At 53.5% G+C, this 20,136-nt stretch carries 18 protein-coding genes; 6 read left to right on the plus strand and 12 right to left on the minus strand.

Translation table 11 applies throughout. The features are described from left to right. Positions 1-69 precede the first annotated feature (69 nt). From NFU03_RS06045 to NFU03_RS06055, 3 genes are all read left to right on the plus strand, one after another. Positions 70-321, plus strand: coding sequence for a hypothetical protein (locus NFU03_RS06045; RefSeq protein WP_251637017.1), 252 nt, complete (start codon positions 70-72; stop codon positions 319-321). Between the two features lie 128 nt (positions 322-449). Further along, on the plus strand, positions 450-2,057 hold the full coding sequence (locus NFU03_RS06050) for an ABC-F family ATP-binding cassette domain-containing protein (RefSeq protein WP_251637018.1): 1,608 nt from the start codon (positions 450-452) through the stop codon (positions 2,055-2,057). 121 nt (positions 2,058-2,178) lie between these two features. Next, positions 2,179-2,928, plus strand: coding sequence for a hypothetical protein (locus NFU03_RS06055; RefSeq protein WP_251637019.1), 750 nt, complete (start codon positions 2,179-2,181; stop codon positions 2,926-2,928). A 43-nt stretch (positions 2,929-2,971) separates the two neighbouring features. Here NFU03_RS06055 and NFU03_RS06060 read toward each other — a convergent pair whose 3' ends face one another. Continuing rightward, a complete protein-coding gene (locus tag NFU03_RS06060) occupies positions 2,972-3,172 on the minus strand; it encodes a cold-shock protein (RefSeq protein ID WP_040286426.1) in 201 nt (66 codons plus the stop codon). A gap of 206 nt (positions 3,173-3,378) precedes the next feature. Then, positions 3,379-3,681 carry a DUF1033 family protein gene (locus NFU03_RS06065; protein WP_251637020.1) on the minus strand — a complete coding sequence of 101 codons (303 nt, stop codon included), beginning with the start codon at positions 3,679-3,681 and terminating at the stop codon, positions 3,379-3,381. A 206-nt stretch (positions 3,682-3,887) separates the two neighbouring features. Between NFU03_RS06065 and NFU03_RS06070 the strand changes: the two genes are divergently transcribed. Both NFU03_RS06070 and NFU03_RS06075 read left to right on the plus strand, forming a co-directional pair. Beyond that, positions 3,888-4,565, plus strand: a complete 678-nt coding sequence (locus NFU03_RS06070) for a 5-bromo-4-chloroindolyl phosphate hydrolysis family protein (RefSeq protein WP_251637022.1) — start codon at positions 3,888-3,890, stop codon at positions 4,563-4,565. Further along, positions 4,537-5,733: a toxic anion resistance protein gene (locus NFU03_RS06075; protein WP_251637025.1), complete on the plus strand. Its 1,197-nt coding sequence runs from the start codon at positions 4,537-4,539 to the stop codon at positions 5,731-5,733. The genes NFU03_RS06070 and NFU03_RS06075 overlap by 29 nt, the downstream gene beginning before the upstream one ends. Positions 5,734-5,763: 30 nt before the next feature. Here NFU03_RS06075 and NFU03_RS06080 read toward each other — a convergent pair whose 3' ends face one another. The 6 genes from NFU03_RS06080 to NFU03_RS06105 form a co-directional block, all read right to left on the minus strand. Beyond that, a complete protein-coding gene (locus tag NFU03_RS06080) occupies positions 5,764-7,665 on the minus strand; it encodes a vWA domain-containing protein (protein ID WP_251637026.1) in 1,902 nt (633 codons plus the stop codon). 10 nt (positions 7,666-7,675) lie between these two features. Then, positions 7,676-8,539, minus strand: a complete 864-nt coding sequence (locus tag NFU03_RS06085; RefSeq protein ID WP_251637028.1) for an ATP-binding protein — start codon at positions 8,537-8,539, stop codon at positions 7,676-7,678. 62 nt (positions 8,540-8,601) lie between these two features. Next, positions 8,602-8,802, minus strand: a complete 201-nt coding sequence (locus NFU03_RS06090) for a DUF6501 family protein (protein WP_251637030.1) — start codon at positions 8,800-8,802, stop codon at positions 8,602-8,604. A gap of 81 nt (positions 8,803-8,883) precedes the next feature. Further along, positions 8,884-10,122, minus strand: a complete 1,239-nt coding sequence (gene odhB / locus NFU03_RS06095; protein WP_251637032.1) for a 2-oxoglutarate dehydrogenase complex dihydrolipoyllysine-residue succinyltransferase — start codon at positions 10,120-10,122, stop codon at positions 8,884-8,886. A 50-nt stretch (positions 10,123-10,172) separates the two neighbouring features. Next, positions 10,173-12,992, minus strand: coding sequence for a 2-oxoglutarate dehydrogenase E1 component (locus NFU03_RS06100; RefSeq protein WP_251637034.1), 2,820 nt, complete (start codon positions 12,990-12,992; stop codon positions 10,173-10,175). A 198-nt stretch (positions 12,993-13,190) separates the two neighbouring features. Next, a complete protein-coding gene (locus NFU03_RS06105) occupies positions 13,191-14,273 on the minus strand; it encodes an undecaprenyldiphospho-muramoylpentapeptide beta-N-acetylglucosaminyltransferase (RefSeq protein WP_251637036.1) in 1,083 nt (360 codons plus the stop codon). 119 nt (positions 14,274-14,392) lie between these two features. On the opposite strand from NFU03_RS06105, the gene NFU03_RS06110 reads away from it, so the two are divergent. Beyond that, positions 14,393-15,748: an MATE family efflux transporter gene (locus NFU03_RS06110; RefSeq protein ID WP_251637038.1), complete on the plus strand. Its 1,356-nt coding sequence runs from the start codon at positions 14,393-14,395 to the stop codon at positions 15,746-15,748. A gap of 65 nt (positions 15,749-15,813) precedes the next feature. Here NFU03_RS06110 and NFU03_RS06115 read toward each other — a convergent pair whose 3' ends face one another. The 4 genes from NFU03_RS06115 to deoD form a co-directional block, all read right to left on the minus strand. Beyond that, positions 15,814-16,659 (minus strand): CAP domain-containing protein, encoded by an 846-nt coding sequence (locus NFU03_RS06115; RefSeq protein ID WP_251637040.1) that lies wholly within the window; start codon positions 16,657-16,659, stop codon positions 15,814-15,816. A gap of 190 nt (positions 16,660-16,849) precedes the next feature. Continuing rightward, complete coding sequence (locus NFU03_RS06120; protein WP_251637456.1) at positions 16,850-17,749, minus strand: CobW family GTP-binding protein; 900 nt, start codon at positions 17,747-17,749, stop codon at positions 16,850-16,852. A 62-nt stretch (positions 17,750-17,811) separates the two neighbouring features. Beyond that, positions 17,812-19,308 (minus strand): lmo1851 family serine protease, encoded by a 1,497-nt coding sequence (locus NFU03_RS06125; protein WP_251637043.1) that lies wholly within the window; start codon positions 19,306-19,308, stop codon positions 17,812-17,814. 79 nt (positions 19,309-19,387) lie between these two features. Next, positions 19,388-20,092, minus strand: coding sequence for a purine-nucleoside phosphorylase (gene deoD, locus NFU03_RS06130; protein WP_251637045.1), 705 nt, complete (start codon positions 20,090-20,092; stop codon positions 19,388-19,390). Between the last annotated feature and the right edge of the window lie 44 nt (positions 20,093-20,136).

A 20,136-nucleotide genomic window follows, 5' to 3' on the forward strand; every position in this document is an offset into this window, starting at 1 on the left:
GACTAGGGGTCATCGAACTTGCGTTTGCGTTTTGCGCCGGGTATAATTTTCCATGAAAGGATGACGCTCATGAGAATACTCCACTGGTCGTATACGCGGAAATACCAAGTGAAAACCGTATTCGATCTTTTTCCTGACACCGTCGTAATCTTCCGGCAGATCAATGGATATTATTTCATCCGGACCATGAAAGGTCTGGATCCTGTCGCTTTACCCGAACGCAGACATTATGTACAGATGGAATATTGCATTAATAAAGAACTCGGCACACTCCCCGCTTATAAGAGCCGAAAAGCGCTCCATAGCCGGGAGAGTTCCTGAGTTTCACATATACTAAAGTACTTAGCTGTATTGTAAGCCTGCCGGGTGAATTATGCCACCGGGAACTGTTCCAAATAGGACGCATTCCATGCTATAATGGGCAAAGTGTGAATTTTAGGAGGTCAATCATGTTAGCAGTGAGTAATGTAAGTCTTCGTTTCGGAGATCGCAAACTTTTTGAAGATGTTAATATACAATTCAACCCGGGGAACTGTTACGGACTCATCGGTGCAAACGGCGCCGGCAAATCCACTTTCCTGAAGATCCTGTCCGGCGAACTCGAACCGCAGACAGGCAACGTCATCCTGAACAACGATGACCGTCTTGCCGTCCTGAAGCAGGACCACTTCCAGTTTGAAGACGAAATCGTGATGGACACGGTGATCATGGGGCACAAGCGCCTGCATGATATTATGACCGAGAAAAATGCAATTTACATGAAGGAAGACTTCTCTGACGAGGACGGCATGCGTGCCGCTGAGCTGGAAGGTGAATTCGGCGAACTGAACGGCTGGGAAGCTGAGTCAGAAGCGGCCATCCTCCTGCAGGGGCTCGGTATTCCGGAAAGCATGCACAGCATGAAGATGGCGGAACTGTCAGGGTCAGACAAAGTTAAAGTGCTCCTGGCACAGGCACTGTTCGGCAAACCGGACGTCCTTCTGCTGGATGAGCCGACCAACCACCTTGACTTGAAAGCGATCCAATGGCTGGAGGAATTCCTGATCGGTTTCGAGAACACCGTCATTGTCGTATCCCATGACCGTCACTTCCTGAATAAGGTATGTACCCATATCGCCGACCTGGACTTCAGCAAGATCCAGATCTACGCAGGGAACTATGACTTCTGGTATGAATCGAGCCAGCTTGCCTTGAAGCTGTCCCAGGAACAGAACAAGAAGAAGGAAGAGAAAGTGAAGGAACTCCAGGCGTTCATCGCGCGTTTCAGTGCGAATGCCTCGAAGTCGAAGCAGGCGACATCACGGAAGAAGACGCTCGATAAAATCGAGCTGGACGACATCAAACCGTCTTCCCGCCGCTATCCGTATGTCAATTTCCAGATCGGCCGGGAAATCGGGAACGATGTCCTTATGGTGCGCGATTTGTCCAAAAAGCAGGATGGTGTCCAGTTGCTGAAAGATGCGACGTTCACATTGAACAAAGAAGACAAGGTCATTCTGATCGGCAATCCGCTCGCGAAGACCGCCCTCCTCGATATTCTCGCTGAGGAGACGGAACCGGATGCAGGAACTGTCAAATGGGGTGTGACGACAACACGCTCGTACTTCCCGATTGACAACTCCGAGTTCTTCGAAGGCGATGAAAAGACACTCGTCGATTGGCTCCGTCCGTATTCTCCTGAAGATGAGACCGAGACATTCCTCCGCGGTTTCCTCGGAAGAATGCTGTTCTCGGGCGAAGAAGTGAACAAGAAGCCATCTGTCCTTTCAGGCGGCGAAAAGGTGCGCTGCATGCTTTCAAAAATGATGCTGAACAACGCCAACGTCCTGCTGCTGGATGAGCCGACGAACCACTTGGACCTGGAATCGATCCAGGCGCTGAACAACGGGCTTATCGCCTACAAAGGCGCCATGCTCTTCACTTCGCATGACCATCAATTCATCCAGACGATTGCGAACCGTGTCATTGAGATCAATGAGGACGGCACGATCTTCGACAAGATGATGGGCTATGACGAGTACTTGGAATGGAAAGAAGCACAGCCTGCCGGCAATTGACCGGTACACTGCCAAAAGACACGGATCCGCCAGATTTCCTGGCCGGATCCGTGTCTTTTTTTCTGTCATGCACATAGTTATCGGAGAATCGGAAATACTGGTAAGAAAGGAGCGGATCACGATGAAACGAATCACCGGAAAGCTGCTGCTGCTCATTCCCCTTCTTCTTATGCCGGCGTGTTCCAAGCTGAATGGCCAGGATGTCACGACGCCCGACAATTCAGGCAACAGCGGAGAACGGACCCCGATTGACAATGGCAAGGACACCGGCGGGAAGGAAAACCAGGCAGATAATGGAACAGGCACTGATGAAAAAAAGGATGAAGCCGGTTCAGACAATCGCGTGCAGAACCCCGAAATGATGGCGTACTTCCTGCCGCACGGATCGAAAGTCCACTACGAAGGCAAGGGAAACGAATACGCAGAGATGGACATGCAGATCTACCATCCATATAAGGATATCGTCATGGTGTATGAAAACAATGGCGGAGCCCTGATTCGCAAACTGTATAAAGTTGAAAAAGACAAGATCCTCCGGCTGGACGAGTCCCCTGTAGACACCGAATCGAATGCCCCTCCGCTTGACGACATTAAGAAAATGGAACCGACAGGCATCTATCTGCAGCTGCCATTCGAGAAAGGGGCCTCCTTTGAACGGTGGACGGTCACCGACACGGACGCAACTGTCGAAACCCCGTATAGGACCTTTGAACATGCGGTCGTACTGGAAGAAAAGGACGAAGACTTCGTCAACAGGCGATATTTCGTGGAAGAATACGGCGAGGTGAAACGGGAATCTGTCATGAGGACGAAAGAGATGGAGGAACACGTAATCAGCTCATCCATGGAGTCCGTTACAAAACCGGATTGAAAAAAACGAGGCCCCGCATAAGCGGGGCCTCGTCATTCAGTTATCAGAGTTTAATAACGTTAGCAGCCTGGAGACCGCGGTTGCCTTCTACGATTTCGAATTCAACCTGCTGTCCTTCGTCCAAAGACTTGAAACCTTCGCCTTGGATAGCTGAGAAGTGTACGAATACGTCGTCTTCTCCGTCAACCTCGATGAAACCGAACCCTTTTTCTGCGTTGAACCATTTTACTGTACCTTGTTTCATGGACAAAAACCCCCAAATAATAATTGCTAATACATGAACTCCCCTCAAATGAGAAAAATTCACGTATTACAAAAAGTACCGACGCAGCCGATCACTCTCTGTAATACGTGAATCGTTTTCCGTGGTGAGCACTTGCTATTAACCTTACCTACACTATACCATACCGCTAGTATTTGTCAACGGAACCTAATGAAATATTCACATTATTATTCATCCAGAAAAGGAACCGGTTTTTCACCGGACATTACAAATACGCCGTGGTACAGCTGCAAGTCCTCGTCACATCCGTCACAATAGGTCCGTTCCCCGGGATTCCAGAAAGCGATGAAGGTCTGTTTGCGCGTTCTCTCTTTTGCAAACTGTTCCCGCATACCGGCGATCAGGGATACTGCATAAGCAGCCGCTTCCCCGTAATCGGTAAATTGTTTGCGGCAGCGCACCATCTCCTCCCACCCTTCGAACATCCACCAAGGTTCATAATCGGCTTTCATATAGATGACTTCGTACATAGTGAAACCTCTTTTCCTCTTTCGAGCACAATTATACAAAGCACCTGCTTTTTTTCCAAGCAATCCGTTTTGAAGCCATGTCAAAAATTCGTTTCCTCCGCAAGAGTGCGGTATAATTGGGAAAGAAACACGAACCGTGAAACCTTTCGGCCATCGCGTTCGTAGTAAAGATAACTATCCTAATAACGAAGGAGGGCGGTTTTCCGATGAATAAAGTGAAACAGTTCTTTGTTCGGCACTTCATCACGGCGCCCATCAGTTTCGGAACGTACTTCTTTCTCCTGCTTGGTATAGGGATGAACTTCTTCGCCGCCACCGGCATCCTCATCGCACTGTATCTCGGCGGCACGTTCGGTATCAAGCAGTTCCAGATCGGTTCAACCGTGAAGGAGCTCGGAATGACGCGTTCCGAATACCAGCATATCCAATACCAGATCGAAGAAGCGAAACGGAAAGTCAAACGACTCGGCAGCCTCTACGGACAAGCCCGGTCGGTCCAGGCTTTCCGCCAAGTATATGAGCTGAGCAGCCTGGCGCGCAAAGTCGTCAATATCGTCAGGAACGATCCGAAGAAATTTTATCAGACCGAGCAGTTCTTCTATGCTCACCTGGACTCCGCCGTCGAATTGACGTCGAAATACGCACTGCTAGCCAACCAGCAGCTGAAGGACAAAGACGTGAGGATCGCTCTGCAGACGACGAGAGAGACGCTCACAGATGTGACCCAGCAGCTCGAAAGTGATCTGCAGGACGCATTGGCAACGGATCTTGCTGCGCTGCAGCTCGAATTGGATTATGTGGATGTGACGATGCAGCGCAGGAAACAGCTGCCGACTACAGAGGAGGAACTACTCGATGACCGAAAACAAGCCAACGACCGATGATGTGATGTCATTCGACGACTTACTGAGCACCCCGTTCGACCGCAGCGAGCCGCTGCTTCCGGAAGAGATGCAGACGAAACAGCCTGACGCCGCGAAACCGGTGCAGCTCATGGAGCGGCTGACGGAAGAGGAACAGCAGAAAGCGCGGGAACTGGCAGCGCAGATACCTGTCGGCGATTACGAAGCGATCCTTACGTACGGCGCCAGTGCCCAGAACCAGCTGTCCAGCTTCTCGCATAAGATGCTCGACCATGTCCAGAGCAAGGATATCGGACCGGTCGGCGATGTGTTGAATGATCTGATGGGCAAGCTTTCAGAGATCGATCCCGACGATCTGTCGGAGAAGAAGAAAACCGGGCTCAGCCGACTGTTCAATAAGGCGTCCCGCTCCATCCAGGAAATGATGACGAAATACCAGAAACTGAGCACCCAGATCGACCGGATCGGTGTCCAGCTTGAACACTCGAAGCGGGGTCTGCTGGAAGACGTCCATATGCTCGACAACCTGTATGAGCAGAACAAAGTCTATTTCCAGGCACTCAATGTCTACATCGCCGCAGCGGAACTCAAGCGCGACGAACTGGTGCAGCAGGTCATCCCCCAAATGCAGACAGAGGCCAAGCAGTCGAATGACCAGATGGCGATCCAGGAAGTGAATGATATGATGCAGTTCGTGGACCGGCTGGAAAAACGGCTGTATGATCTGCAGCTGTCCCGCCAGCTGACCATCCAGAGTGCACCGCAGATCCGGATGATCCAGCAGACGAACCAGACCCTTGCGGAAAAGATCCAGTCGTCGATTATGACGTCCATCCCGCTCTGGAAAAACCAGATCGCGATCGCCCTGACGCTCAACCGGCAGAAGAAAGCGGTCGAGTCACAGCGCCTCGTGACGAAAACGACGAATGACCTGCTTCTCCGCAACTCCGAAATGCTGAAGATGAATTCCATCGAAACCGCCAAAGAGAACGAGCGCGGCATCATCGAAATCGATACACTGAAGAAAACGCAGGAAAACCTGATCACTACGATCGAAGAAACGCTTGCCATCCAGGCTGACGGCCGTGTGAAACGGAAAGAAGCGGAACGGGAAATCGGCAGGATGGAAGAAGAACTGAAACAGCGCCTGCTGAATATCCACGAAAAAACGCAGAACCGCCCTCTCTGAGACGGTTCTGCGTTTTTTTATCGTTTTTGACTAGCGTGTCACGATCGTCAGCAGTTTCCGGAGGATCCGCAGAGTCTGATCGGTGAACTGCCCAACGGAATCGGCGGTTGCCGTCTTGCTGCCGAACATGGTCGAAAACAGTGCCTTCTGGTCCTCTGTCGCCTCTTCAGCCGATAAATACAAGTGGATAACGGAGATTCCTTTCTTTTCCGTTTCCCATACGGCTTCCGCGGTATCAAGTATACCGTTCCGCGCATAGCCGAAGGCGGCCGGTTCCCCATCGGAAAAAACAAGGAGGAACTTGTGATGCTCCCTACGCACCGTAAGACGGTCAGCCATCCAGCGGATCGCAAACCCGTCACGGTTGTCTTCATGGGCAGTGAAATCCATGATGGCGGATCCGCTGTCCGTCTGTCTGTCTTCGAATGAATGCATGACTTCGAAATAGTTCGGCTGCTGTTCCTTGGACGCTTCAAAGGCGTCTTCGTAGTACGCCGCGATTTCGAACGGGACGGCGAGGGAGCGCAATATGTCGTGGAACAGCAGGACGGCCTCCTTCGTCTCCTCCAGCTTATCGATCATGGAAGCGGATCCGTCGACAAGCAGTCCGAACACAGCATCGAGCTGACGCGAAGGAGATGATTTCCGGTAGAACGGTTTCGGACGGTCGTCTGTCAGCAGCTGCGGCAGCTTAGAGGACAGTCTGCCCGCCGACACATGCTCCCGTCTGTCGGTTCTTTTGAGTTCCAGCCGTTTCCTCATCTCAGACGTCACCGCTTTTACAAATGGCTGCTGACTGTCCCTCATGAGCTCCAGCTGCCGGCGGGTGATGCCGTCTTCCTTTTTCTCCAGCCGGATCACTTCATATGTCACATGACGGTTGGCCGCACCGAAACGCTCACCTGCTGCCGCGGCTTCCCCGCCAGTCCGATTTGCAGTCTTACCGGCTTCTTCGGCATCTGCCTGTTCCTCTTCGTTCCCTTCGGATACCCCTTTGCCGATCTGCTGCACAGCGGAAGGGTCATCCCCCGGTTTCGAATCATCGGATGCAGACATACCGGATGTGCCATGCTGGATATCGAACGTCAAATGACTGCCTTTATCGTCTTCCGACTCGCGGTGCCACGCACGGAACTCTTCCTCGATCGTCTCCTTCTCTGCCGGGTCGCCTGTCCCTGATAACTCCGGATTTTCCGATGGGGTCTCCATCCGGGCGCCGTCTTCGAAATAGTCGCCGATCGTATATAGCGGCAGGATGACATCCTCTGCCAAATGCTCGTCTGCCAGGTCCGTGATCTGCCGGGCTAATGAAATACTGTCCGATGTCGACCCGCTCTCATAGATCCGCTCCGTCAGCTGCCGGATACGGCTCATCGGCAGACTGCCCAATGACGCATGCGGGGCCTGCAGCGTACCGAGATGGATATCGAGGAACAGCTGGCTCAGCAGGGCGTCCGCTGTGAACCCGCGCGCAGCATTCGAGACGAGCCTGTCGTTATGGAATGCGGTATAGACGTCTTGCCTGACAGTGAAGGCCCGCGCAGTGCCGGGCCGCTGCCGGATCGTCTGCTCGGTCAGCCGGAATTCTTCGAACAGCATGACGAGCTGATTGGCGAAAACAGGAAGCCGCGAAGTGCGGAACTGTGCAGCAAACGTCCGCCAGGCGGCCAGATCGAAATGGCGGTAGAAACCTGCCGCAAGCAGATAGAGATCCGACAATCGTCCGAGATGCATGATCGTGTCCGGGCGATGCCGCCAGAACACACTCATTGCAAGCACGGATTCCTGCGGCTGGTATTCGATCAGCTGACGTTCGGTCAGGTGCAGGAATGGTGCGTCCGCGAGCGATTGTGCGATCTTTTCATAGAGCATCAGGCCGTGCGTGTCGACAGATTCATCATTGAACTGGATGAACCGATTCAGTTTTCCCATTCAGCACCCCTCATTTCACCCAAGTGGCTGTCAATTCGCTGACGAGATCGCGCTCCATCTTATCTTCCAGAAGCTCAGCAATCGCATAGCGAACTGCACGGTCGGCAGGCATATGGACAGCGAGCTCCAACGCGTTCAGCAGGCTCCGCACGGAAGCGGCTTCATCCGCCAGCAGCCCGTTCTGCACTTGTTTGGTCAGATCTGCGGAGACGTTCATCATCAGATCGACGGTACTTGCAGGAGCATCAGGCACAGCCATTTCAAGCACGCTGCGCAGCTGGCCTGCTTTTAAATAAGGGACCGCGAACGAGACGAACCGGTTTTTCAGCGCTTCGTTCATGGGCGAAGTGCCGATATAGCCTTCGTTGATCGCCGCGACGACCGTGAAGTCTTCGTGCGCGGTGATCACTTCCCCTGTGAAGGGGTTCGTCAGCATCCTGCGATGATCGAGGACACTGTGAAGGATCGGCAGCGTCTCCGGTTTCGCCATGTTGATTTCATCGATATAAAGGATGTGTCCCTCTTTCATGGCAGTGACGACTGGACCGTCGACAAATTCAATGACACTTACGCCCTCCCGGACGATGATGGTCTTGAAGCCGATCAATGCTTCCGCGTCGAGGTCGACGGAACAGTTGACGCTCTGCATCGGCTGTCCGAACAGCGCGGACAAGCTCTGTGCGAGTCGTGTCTTCCCGCTGCCGGACGGCCCCTTCAGCAGAACCGGCTTTTTCAGCGCCGCGGCGGCTGTCACGTCATCGAACAGATACGGCTCCGGGCTCATATAACCGCCCGTCTGGATGAGCTGGCCGTCTTCTTTACGGTACGTCCTTGCCTGCCGTTCTTCAATGGTTCTCTTGACTAATGGATCCATTTGTTTACCTCCTGTCATACAAAACGGCCTGATGCATTGAGAGCATCAGGCCGCCTGCTGGTTCATTCGAAATAGGTTTTGTAGTAGCCTCCGACTTTCCCCGTGTTATCGACGACGAAGAGGAACTCCTCCGTCTCGTTTTTCACATCGTATGTCTTGCCGGGCGTCAGCACGTTGGTGACCAAGTACTTGTCAGCATCTGCATGTTTGCAGACGACCTGCCGGATCGCCGGAGCTTCCAGCCACTCTTTGAACGTTGACATTGCGTTCCCCGCCCTTTCTGGATTAACGGATAGAAGAAGAGGCTCCGCCATCCTGGATGGAAAAGGCGGAGCAGTCAGTCATCAGGATCCGAGAAGAAGATCTTCCGGATTTTCGATCAATTCCTTCACCATCTTGAGGAATCCGACGGAGTCTTTTCCGTCGATGACACGGTGGTCATACGACAGCGCAACGTACATCATAGGACGGATTTCAACGTTGTTTCCGACAGCGATCGGACGTTTCTGGATTGTGTGCATGCCGAGGATTCCGACTTGCGTGCCGTTCAGGATCGGTGTCGAAAGGAGTGAACCGAACACTCCGCCGTTCGTGATCGTAAACGAACCGCCTGACATGTCGGCGAGCGTCAGCTTATTGTCGCGCGCTTTCTTTGCGAGTTCCCCGATCGATGCTTCGATCTCCGCAAAATTCTTGCGGTCTGCATCGACGACGTTCGGCACGACGAGTCCGCCTTCTGTGGAAACGGCAATGCCGATATCATAGTAGTTTTTCATGAGCAGCTCATCGCCATCGAGCTCTGAGTTGACATTCGGGTATTTCTTCAGGGCAGCGACGACTGCTTTCGTGAAGAAGGACATGAAACCGAGACGGACATCGTTCTTGTCGAAGAACTCATCCTTCTTGCGCTTCCGGAGTTCCATGACGTTCGTCATGTCGATTTCGTTGAACGTTGTCAGCATCGCTGTATTCTGTTTCACTTCCAGCAGACGTTTTGCGATCGTCTGACGGCGGCGGCTCATCTTGACGCGCTCGACACGGCCGTCGTCAGCAGGTTTGTCCTGCTGTTTTACAGGAGCAGCGGCTGCTGGCTGCGCTTTCGGTGCTGAACCGTGTGCTTCAACGTCCTGGACGCGGACGCGGCCCATCGGATCGATAGGTGAAACGTCAGCAAGGTTGATGCCTTTTTCGCGTGCAAGCTTGCGAGCTGCCGGGCTTGCGATTGTACGGTCCCCGGATGATGCCTCTTCAGCAGTAGCGGGCTCTGCAGCTGCCGGTTCGCTTGCTTGTGCCGGCTGCTGCGGTGCCGGTTCCGCTGATGCGGATGGCTGTTGCGCCGGTGCACCAGATCCAGCCCCGACGACTGCGATGACTTGGCCGACTTCGACAGTATCGCCTTCTTCAGCCATCAGCTGCTGCACTGTCCCTGCTTCTTCGGAAATGACTTCGACGTTGACTTTGTCAGTTTCCAATTCGACGATGAACTCACCTTTGTCAACGGTGTCGCCCGGCTGCTTCAGCCATTTTGCGATTGTTCCTTCGGTAATCGATTCTGCCAGTTCAGGTACTCGGATCTCTGCCACAATAATTTCCTCCTCTAATATCGTTCCAAAAATCGTGCCGGTTCAGTAGTTCAATTTTTCAATGCTTCTTCTATGATGCGCTGCTGTTCCGTTTTGTGCATCGTTCCGTTGCCTTCAGACGGACTTGCGCGGTGGATGCGTCCTGTATAGTTCACAGGCAGGCCGCCCGCGACCTCCTGCAAATATGGACGTGCGAATGACCAGGCACCCATATTCTTCGGTTCTTCCTGCACCCAGACGATCTCTTCCAAGTTCGGGAACCGCTGGATGATGGCACTCACCTTGTCAGATGGGAATGGATAAAGCTGTTCGATACGAGCGATATGCAGGTGTTCGAACCCTTCTGATCCTTTCACCTTCTCGGCCAGGTCGATCGCCATTTTTCCGCTCGTCAGGATAAGTTTCTTGACTTGGTTTGTCTGGCTGCCGGTATTCGGCTCTTCCAGTACAGTCTCGAAATGCCCCTCCGTCAGATCTGTGACGTCCGCCCCGACAAGCGGATGGCGGAGCAGTGATTTCGGCGTTGCAATGACGAGCGGACGCTCGGCTTCGTCACCGAGGATCGCTGCCTGTCTGCGCAGTACGTGGAAGTAGTTCGCCGCGCTCGAGATGTTGGCGACAGTCCAGTTGTTCTCTGCACAGAGCTGCAAGTACCGTTCGATACGGGTGCTCGAGTGTTCCGGCCCCTGACCTTCATAACCATGAGGCAGAAGCATTATCAGACCGGACTGCTGGCCCCACTTCGCGTTGCTCGAGGAGATGAACTGATCGTACATCACTTGAGCCATATTGGAGAAGTCGCCGTACTGTGCTTCCCAGATCGTCACTGTCTTTTCCTCTTCCAGGTTATAGCCGAATTCGTAACCGACGACACCCGCTTCGGTCAGCGGGCTGTTGTACGCGACGAATGAGGCATTCGAGCCGCTGATGTGGTGCAGCGGAACGAATTCTTCACCGGTCTCTTCGTCATGCAGCACGAGGTGGCGGTGTGCGAACGTTCCGCGCTGGACGTCCTGTCCGCTCATGCGGATCGGTTTGCCGTCCTGCAGGATTGCACCGAATGCAAGCTGTTCCGCATGGGCCCAGTCGATTTTCCCTTTTCCATTGAAAGGATCCTGGCGGCGTTTCAGGATCCGGTCCAGTTTGCTGAACACATGGAAGTTCTCCGGATAGGTCAGGAGCTCTTCGTTCATCTGACGGAGACGGTTTTCTTCCACGCCTGTCTGAAGATCCCGTGCATACCCTGCAAGGACTGCCTCCGGTGTCGCGTTGGAAGCCGGATTGCTGTCAGCGGACGTTTCCTTCACTTTGTCGTATGCACGCTGCATTTCCGCGAACACGTCCGCGTCGAGTTTCTCCACGTCCTCTGCCGACAGGATGCCCGCGCTGACGAGTGATTCCCCGTAAAGCTGGCGGACCGTCTTATGGCTGTGCACCCCATTGTACATGACAGGGTTCGTCACCATCGGTTCGTCCATCTCGTTATGACCGTAACGGCGGTAGCCGATCAGGTCGATGAGGATGTCCTTGCCGAATTTCTGCCGGTAGTTGAACGCGAACAAGGCTGCTGCGAGAACTTCTTCCGGGCTGTCCGCGTTGACATGGACGATCGGCACTTCGAAGCCTTTTGCCATGTCCGACGAATAATGCGTCGAACGGGAATCATAGTATTCCGTTGTGAAGCCGATCATGTTATTCGCGATGACATGGATCGAGCCGCCTGTCTGGAACCCGCGCACACGGCTGAAGTTGAATGTCTCCTGGACAATCCCTTCACCCGGGAACGCTGCGTCACCGTGAACCATTACTGCATAGGCAGCATTCGTGTCCTGCACCGGAATTCCCGGTGCGTCCGTGTTCTCCTGTGCCGCGCGTGTCTGTCCTGCGATCACCGGATTGACGACTTCCAGATGCGATGGGTTGTAGGCGAGGAACCGGTCCATGCCGTTCTTCCCTTTGTACAGTGCGCCCAAGTGATATTTCACATCTCCGAACCAGCCGCGTGTCACTTCCACTGAACCGTCTTCCGGTAAGAAAGGTGACGACGGTACGCCTGCGAATTCAGCGAACATCATCTCGTACGGTTTGTTCAGAATATGTGTCAGAACGTTCAGACGCCCGCGGTGAGCCATGCCGATCAGCATCTTTTTCGTCTCGGCCTCTTCGGAACGGCGGACGAGTTCGTCAAGGAAGACGACAAGCGTGTCGAGTCCTTCGATGGAGAAACGTTTCGCTCCGACGAATGTGCGGTGGATGAATTTCTCGAAACCTTCGATTCTGGTCAGGCGGTCGAGGAGCTGCTTTTTCTCTTCCGCATTGAGCGAGATGGAAAGTTTCCCTGATTCGATGCTCTGCTGGATCCATTGCTTCTCGTCCTCGTCGATCAAGTGAGCGAATTCGTAAGCGATTTTACCCGTATAGAGGGAATTCAGGTAGTTGACGGCATCGAGTGCGTTCTCCACATGGGATGGCGCATCGTTCAGGAACAGCGATGCCGGCATTGCCTCCAAGTCTCTCTCAGAGAGATCATAGGCAGACAGTTCTATGCGTGTTGCGTCTTTCGGACGGTCGTTCAGCGGGTAGATATCCGCAGCCAGGTGTCCGTATGCCCGGATGGCATCCATCAGTCTGTAAGCGGAAAGGACATTCCGGTAATCGGCCGGGCTGCCTCCTCCAGCAGGAACAGAGCTCGTGAGGCTGCTGCTGTCTCCGGCCGCAGGTGCGCCATTCCGTTTGAAGAATTCCGCAAGCTCCGGATCGACGGACTCGGGTGAATCTTTGTACCGTTCGTACATTTCCATTACATAGCCAAGGTTCGGACCTGAAAAGGCTGCATACGGTGAACGCTCGGAACCAACACTGTTCGACATGAATTATTACCTCCACATTTGCCTTTCGGCATGTTGCGCAATTTTTTATATCCTCTTCCATGTTACCATGCAAACTTATGAACTGAAAGGGTTACGTTCCAGTAGCAGCATGTTTTATCCGCGAACTAGTTTACACCTTGCACATGCTCGTTGCAAGGGACTAGATAAAGAGAAATCGCAGGCGTGCCTGTGACTTAGTCAGGAGTTCAGCCGGCAGCTGAGGATTAGATCCGCCATCTCGCCCGGTGTTTTGGTTGCATCGGTTCTCTCCATCGTACGGACCATCCCTGGTGTCGCTTCTTCCAATTGCCGGAGGCTCTCTGTCAGCGACGCTTCGGAAATCTCTTCCTCTTCCAGTACGAGGGCGAATCCGAGTTTCTTAAAATGACGGGCATTCAGAATCTGGTCGCCGCGGCTCTTTTCCGCAGATAGCGGAACGAGCAGCATCGGGATACGGACGGCCAGCAGTTCGAAAATAGCGTTCGATCCGGCGCGTGACAGAGCGAAGTCCGAGGCCGCCAGCAGATGGGGCAGTCCTTCCGTGACATACTCGAATTGGACATACCCTGCTGTCCTGTCGAGTGACTCATCGAGATTCCCTTTCCCGCACAGATGGATGAGCTGGAAACGCTCGAGCAGGTCAGTCAGGCTTCCGCGGATTGCACTGTTCAGGACTGCGGAGCCCTGGCTCCCCCCCATGGCGATCAGGACTGGTTTGCCTTCCTGCAGCCCGGCCATGCGGAGCCCTGTCTTGCGGTCGCCGTCCATCAGTTCCGGACGGATGATTGCACCGATGCAGGATGACTTGTCAGCCGGCACGTACGCAAGCGTCTCTTCGAACACGGTGAAGATGTGCTTGACGAACGGCAGCGCAAGTTTGTTGGCAAGGCCCGGCGAGACGTCAGACTCATGGGCGACGACCGGTATGCGGGCAAGTTTTGCAGCCAGCACGACGGGCACCGATACAAAACCGCCTTTCGAGAAGATGATATCCGGTTTCAATTTGCGGAGGATGGCATAGGCCTGCAGCACGCCTGCCCCGACGCGGAATGGATCGGTGAAGTTCTTCATGGAAAAGTACCGGCGCAATTTCCCGCTGTCGATAGCATGATAGACGACTTCAGGGTGCCCTTTGCCTATCAGGTCCCGTTCGATACCCTCGTGGGAACCGATATAATGGATTTCATAGCCCCGCTTTAGAAATGCAGGGATGATCGCTTCGTTGACGGAGACGTGACCTGCTGTCCCTCCGCCTGTCAATACGATTACTGGCCGTTTCATGTGGCCGTTCACCTCTTCTATCCGTTAAAAAGTTAACGTCTTTTTCATTTAACCTTTTGATAGTATACCAAAAGAAGCATGCTACAATAAGAGCTGAATTGAAAAAAGGGGGGAATTCAGTGGAGTCTTCTCTTCTGACAGAAAAAAAGCCGGTCCGTTTCGCGAAAATCGTTGCGCCGATCCTCGTCACCCAGATCGCACTCTACATGGTGACGTTCTTCGATATTCTTATGACTGGCCGCTATGATACATACCATTTGGCCGGCGTCACAGTCGGTTCATCGTTCTGGGTGCCTGTCTACACAGGGCTTGCCGGAATCCTCATGTCGCTGACCCCGATTGTCGCCCAGCATGCCGGCGCCCGCAAAGAGGAGAATGTCCGTCCGGCTGTTCAGCAGGGGCTGTATGTCTCGATTGCACTTGCCGCAGTCGTGTTTGCACTGATCGTTCTCGCCTTTTTCCCGGTGATCCGTTCCATGTCGCTCGAATCTCCAGTCGGCGAGATCGCCATCCGCTACTTGAAGGGGATGACGGTCGGGCTGCTGCCGCTTTTCGCTTACACGGTGCTGCGTTCGTTCTATGACGGGCTCGGCTCGACACGGGTGTCGATGTTCATCATCCTCATTTCGGCGCCGATCAACGTACTGCTCAATTACCTGCTCATCTATGGGAATTTCGGCTTTCCCGAACTCGGCGGCGCGGGCGCGGGATACGCATCTGGACTCACATACTGGATCGTCTTTGCAATCGCGCTCGGTATTGCGGCCGGCGGGAAGCCGTTCCGTAGATTTCGGCTGCTCACTGAATGGCAGCCGCCCCGCTTCCTTTATTGGAAGGAGATTCTCGTAATCGGGGTGCCGATCGGGCTGTCGATTTTCGTGGAAACGAGTATCTTTTCCGTTGTGACGCTGCTGATGAGCGCCTACTCGACAACCGTCATTTCAGCTCACCAGGTCGCGCTCAATTTCACATCACTGCTGTATATGGTGCCGCTCAGTATCTCTATGGGGGCGACCATACTCGTCGGACAGTCGGTCGGGGCCGGCCGGCTTGCAGATGCGAAACGGTACAGCTACATGGGGATCGGCTTCGCGGTGTCCTTCAGCCTGATCTCCATCGCAATCCTGCTGATCGCACGCGAATCGATTGCATCCCTGTATACTGCAGACCCGGCAATCATGGCACTGGCCGCACAGTTCTTCCTGTACGGGGCGTTTTTCCAGCTGTCGGACGCCGTCCAGGCGCCGATACAAGGAGCTCTGCGCGGCTACAAGGACGTCAACGTGACGCTGCTGATGGGCTTCGTCTCCCTCTGGGTGATCGGCCTGCCCGTCGGTTACGCAGTGTCTTCCTATACCGCGCTCGGTCCTTATGGCTACTGGGTCGGACTGATCACCGGCTTGACTGCCGGTGCTATCGTGCTCAGCTTCCGTCTCCGGTACATCCAGCGAAAGCAGGAAATCCAGACGACGTAAAAAACCGCTTCGCCGCAAAGTATTTTTTGCGGCGGAGCGGTTTTTTTACGTTTCATTTATTATGATTATTTCTGGATGAACTGCTGTGTCCAGTAGTTGCCGTTCGCATCATAACCGATGCCGATATGGGTAAAGCCAGGCGTCAAGATATTCTGGCGGTGTCCCGGAGAATCCATCCATCCCTGGACGACTTCCTGTGCACTTCGCTGTCCCATTGCAATGTTTTCCGCTGCTGCCTTGTACGTGATTCCGTTCGCTTTCATCTGATCGAACGGTGACCCGTATGTCGGACTCGTATGGGAGAAGTAGTTTTTCGATGCCATGTCAGCTGATTTCTGACGGGCAGTCGCCATGAGTTTCTCATCCATCTGGAGCGGTTTCAATCCTGCTTTCTGCCGTTCCGCATTAGTCAGGTCAAGTACTGCCTTTTCGATCTGGCTGGCGGAAACTTGTCCTGCATCGGCCTGCTGATCCGGTTTTTCCTGAGGAGCTGACGGACGGTTGGTGTCCGGTTTCTGCTGAGGTTTCTCTTGTGGCTTCTCTTGTGGTTTCTCTGGCTGAGGAGCCGGAGCCGGCTGCTGCGGTGCAGCTTCAGGTGCCGATGGCTGTTGCGGCTGTGGAGCTGGTACGGACGGCTGTTCCGGCTTCACAGTCGGATTCTCCCCTGCATGCTGCTCGTAGTGCTTCTTATAGTGACTCCAGAGCTGCTGATACAGCGCATATGGATCCAGTTTGTTTGAGTCTTTGCTGAACAGTGTCTGTGTGGCGGCCTGCTGGAATCCCGCCTCCGCTGTAATGACGTGGACGTCCGTTTTCACCTGGACGGAATTCAGTGTTGCTGCTTCTGCATGGCTGGTGTGCGGCAATACTGCTGCCGAACCGAGCAAGATGACTGCAATCGATTTTTTCATCTTGTACGCCTCCCTTCGAACCTATCATATACGAAGGAGTTTCCGCGAAAACCGGAAATTATTGGCGCGCCCGCCAGTTGTAGAGAACATGGTTCCGGGTGAGGGGCTGAGGCGGGAAAACAAAGGATATCTTTGGCAGGTTGCTGAATTATTGGCATGCATCTTCTGTTGACATCCGTTTGAGAGCGATTTACCCACCGCCGAACGAGATCGCATCGATACCCTCGCCGATTATGACAATCCGTGCCGGCATAGCTATATATTCCGGCATCCAGTTCACCATCCCGTACGCATATTGGAAGAGCATCGGGTGTCTGACCCCTTCGATCGGGATATATCCTTTCATGCGGTAGACCGTATCGGGCATCCTCTTCACCCACTGCTCCACTTGTACTTGCGTGACCGGTTCAGCGAACGTAATGACTTTCGTTGAAATCGGCAGGTGTCTGCCCGAAATGACCGGCTGGCGGCTGGTTCTCTCCTGAGACAGCACTTTTTCAATGAACGGAAAATCGAGTTTCCCCTGGACCGTCTGGACGATTGGTGCGCCGGGATTGAAAGATGCCATTTCCATCGAAATGACCGCAAGCTCCGATTCGCTCACGAGGTCTGTCTTGTTGAGCGCAATCAGATGCGCGTGCCGTATCTGTTCCATGTACAGTGCGAGCATGCGCGGAGATAGCTCGTGACGGTGTTTCCAACGAAGCGCATCAGCGACAGTGACGATTCCCCGGACCCTGAGCCGGTCTGCGAACAGCGGGGAGTGGACGGCGTCGAGTGCTTCGACAGGATGCGCAGCCCCTGTCGTTTCGATCAGCAGCACATCGATGTCCTCGTAGTCTTCCAGAAGTGCCTGCAGCTGTGCTTCGGTATTCTCGGAACCCGTACAGCAGATGCAGCCATTCAGCAATTCCTTCAGCGGGACATCGCCTGATTGCGCGACTGAATCGGAATCGACTGGCACCTCCCCGAATTCGTTCATGAGTACTGCCGGTCTCCTGCCTGATTCCTTCAGCTGTTTCAATGAATGCAGAAGCAGGGACGTTTTCCCGCTCCCTAAAAAGCCGCTGTATAAATAGACGTCGATCATCGTCATCGTTCCTTTCCAGACAAGAAAGCGCCCAATCCAGACGGATCGGACGCTTCCTGGTATTATTTGCTGATTTTCTGTTCAACTGTTTCTTTCGCTTTCAGCAGCTGAGGATCTTCCTTCTCGATCTTATCTTTCAGTTTGTTCATGAGCCCGATTGCCGTGTCCCCAGTGAGCACACCGGTTTCTTCGAGCTTCAAGTCCGCCTGCAGCTTCTTCACTGCGTCAGCTGTCTGATCATCATACGTACCATCGATTTTGCCCGGGTCATAGCCGACCGCTTTCAGCATCTCTTTGGCAGGCTCCGTATTCGCGGAGGTGCTGCCCGCTTTCAGTTCCTCGGAAGGATCCAGGAACGGCAGCATGGCGTATGACGGATAGTCGACTTTCACATCCGGTTCGATCCCTTTTTTGTGGATCCAATTGCCATCAGGTGTCAGCCACTTCGCTGTCGTGATTTTCAAGTTCGAGCCGTCTCTCATGTCGGTCGGAGACTGGACGGTCCCCTTACCGAATGATTTTGTCCCGACGAGAGGGATACCGGCCGATTCCTTCAATGCTCCGGCGAGGATTTCAGAAGCCGAGGCACTGCCGTCATCGATGAGCAGGACTGTCGGAACCTTCACTTTCCGCCCATCGGATGCAGGGTAGAGAACCGCCTTCTTGCCGCGTTCCTGTGTCTGCACGATCGTTTTGCCTTTGTCGACGAACAGATCGGAAATTTTGAGCGCACCGTCCAGGACACCGCCTGGATCTTGACGGACATCTAGGACGAGTCCTTTCATGCCCTTCGCTTCCATATCATCGATCGCCGTCAGCAATTCGTCGTACGTATGCTCAGAGAAAGTGGTGAGGCGGATATGGGCGATGTTGCCGTCCAGCATCTCTGCGTAGACCGTTTCGATCGGAATATCGTCACGGGTCACTTTCACTTCGAACGGCTCCGCTTTTTCCCCGCGCTTGATGGTCAGGGTGACAGTTGTGCCTTTTTCCCCGCGGATCAGCAGGACTGCTTCCGATGAAGACATCCCCTGAATGCTTTTTCCGTCGACTGCCGTGATCAGGTCATTCGGCAGGAGGCCTTCCTTCTCAGCAGGTGAGTTCTTGATCGGCGAGACGATTTTGATGTAGCCGTCCGCTTCCTGGATTTCTGCACCGATCCCCTGGAAACTGGAAGAGATGTTTTCCATCAGGTGATCGGTTTCTTCCTTGTTCAGATAATCCGAATATGGATCATCGAGTGCATCAACCATCCCGTTGATGGCGCCGTCGAGAACTTTCTTGTCATCGATATCTTCATAGTAGTTTTTCTTGATTTCGTCGTATGCATCGTAAAGTTTCTGGAATTCGGCCCGATCCGTCTTCTGAGGACTGACCACTTCCACTACTTTGTCGTCACCGAATGTCAGCGCAAAAAACGTGATACCCGCTGTTAAAATGACTAACGTGAAAATCAGCATGACGAAGGAAAACGGTTTGATCTTGAAGTATCGGGTATGGGAAGGCGCGCGTTCCGGTTCAGGCTCGCGGTTCTGTCCCTGCTGTTCGTTTTCGTCCATGTGCGATCCCACTTTCTTCTTCATATTGCCCGGATAGCCGAAAAAGGGCCGCTGACTGGCTTGCGGCCCTTACCTGTTATTACTCCTGGATAGCGGCTTCCAATGCCACTTCGATCATCTCGTTGAATGTCGTCTGGCGTTCTTCGGAAGTAGTCGCTTCACCTGTGAGGATGTGGTCGCTCACGGTCAAGATGGAAAGTGCCTCACAGCCGAACTTGGCTGCCAGCGTGTAGAGGGCTGCCGTTTCCATTTCGACGGCAAGCACACCGTACGATGCAAGCTTTTCGTGCTCTGCGTGCTCGTTGTAGAAGAAGTCTTCCGTGAAGACGTTCCCCACTTGCAAGTGGAGTCCTTTTTCCTTCCCGGCATTGTACGCTTTCAGCAGCAGATCGAAGTTGGCAGTCGGCGCGTAGTCGACTCCGTTGAAGAAGGTGCGGTTGATCGGCGAGTTGGTTGTCGCACTCTGAGCCAGGATGACATCCCGGACTTTGACGTCCTTCTGGATAGCACCGCACGTACCGACACGGATCAATTTCTTCACTCCGAATTCCTGCATAAGTTCAGTTGTGTAAATCGAAATGGAAGGGACGCCCATGCCTGTCCCCTGGACGGAGATGCGTTTTCCTTTGTAAGTCCCTGTGTAGCCGAACATGTTGCGGACTTCGTTATATTGAACGACGTCTTCCAGGAATGTCTCAGCAATGTACTTCGCGCGGAGCGGGTCTCCCGGAAGAAGGATCGTGTCGGCGACATCGCCTTTTTTTGCATTGATATGTATACTCATTTGTCCATGCACCTCTTTTTAATTTTCTTTCCCCATCATACAAT

This window comes from Sporosarcina sp. NCCP-2716 (assembly GCF_023707985.1).
Taxonomy (GTDB): domain Bacteria; phylum Bacillota; class Bacilli; order Bacillales_A; family Planococcaceae; genus Sporosarcina.

Excerpts from the sequence above, each read along its gene's own strand:
- NFU03_RS06045 (WP_251637017.1), top strand. The coding sequence starts at position 70 with ATGAGAATACTCCACTGGTCGTATACGCGGAAATACCAAGTGAAAACC.
- NFU03_RS06050 (WP_251637018.1), top strand. The coding sequence starts at position 450 with ATGTTAGCAGTGAGTAATGTAAGTCTTCGTTTCGGAGATCGCAAACTT.
- NFU03_RS06055 (WP_251637019.1), top strand. The coding sequence starts at position 2,179 with ATGAAACGAATCACCGGAAAGCTGCTGCTGCTCATTCCCCTTCTTCTT.
- NFU03_RS06060 (WP_040286426.1), bottom strand. The coding sequence starts at position 3,172 with ATGAAACAAGGTACAGTAAAATGGTTCAACGCAGAAAAAGGGTTCGGT.
- NFU03_RS06065 (WP_251637020.1), bottom strand. The coding sequence starts at position 3,681 with ATGTACGAAGTCATCTATATGAAAGCCGATTATGAACCTTGGTGGATG.
- NFU03_RS06070 (WP_251637022.1), top strand. The coding sequence starts at position 3,888 with ATGAATAAAGTGAAACAGTTCTTTGTTCGGCACTTCATCACGGCGCCC.
- NFU03_RS06075 (WP_251637025.1), top strand. The coding sequence starts at position 4,537 with ATGACCGAAAACAAGCCAACGACCGATGATGTGATGTCATTCGACGAC.
- NFU03_RS06080 (WP_251637026.1), bottom strand. The coding sequence starts at position 7,665 with ATGGGAAAACTGAATCGGTTCATCCAGTTCAATGATGAATCTGTCGAC.
- NFU03_RS06085 (WP_251637028.1), bottom strand. The coding sequence starts at position 8,539 with ATGGATCCATTAGTCAAGAGAACCATTGAAGAACGGCAGGCAAGGACG.
- NFU03_RS06090 (WP_251637030.1), bottom strand. The coding sequence starts at position 8,802 with ATGTCAACGTTCAAAGAGTGGCTGGAAGCTCCGGCGATCCGGCAGGTC.
- NFU03_RS06100 (WP_251637034.1), bottom strand. The coding sequence starts at position 12,992 with ATGTCGAACAGTGTTGGTTCCGAGCGTTCACCGTATGCAGCCTTTTCA.
- NFU03_RS06105 (WP_251637036.1), bottom strand. The coding sequence starts at position 14,273 with ATGAAACGGCCAGTAATCGTATTGACAGGCGGAGGGACAGCAGGTCAC.
- NFU03_RS06115 (WP_251637040.1), bottom strand. The coding sequence starts at position 16,659 with ATGAAAAAATCGATTGCAGTCATCTTGCTCGGTTCGGCAGCAGTATTG.
- NFU03_RS06120 (WP_251637456.1), bottom strand. The coding sequence starts at position 17,749 with ATGATCGACGTCTATTTATACAGCGGCTTTTTAGGGAGCGGGAAAACG.
- NFU03_RS06125 (WP_251637043.1), bottom strand. The coding sequence starts at position 19,308 with ATGGACGAAAACGAACAGCAGGGACAGAACCGCGAGCCTGAACCGGAA.
- deoD (WP_251637045.1), bottom strand. The coding sequence starts at position 20,092 with ATGAGTATACATATCAATGCAAAAAAAGGCGATGTCGCCGACACGATC.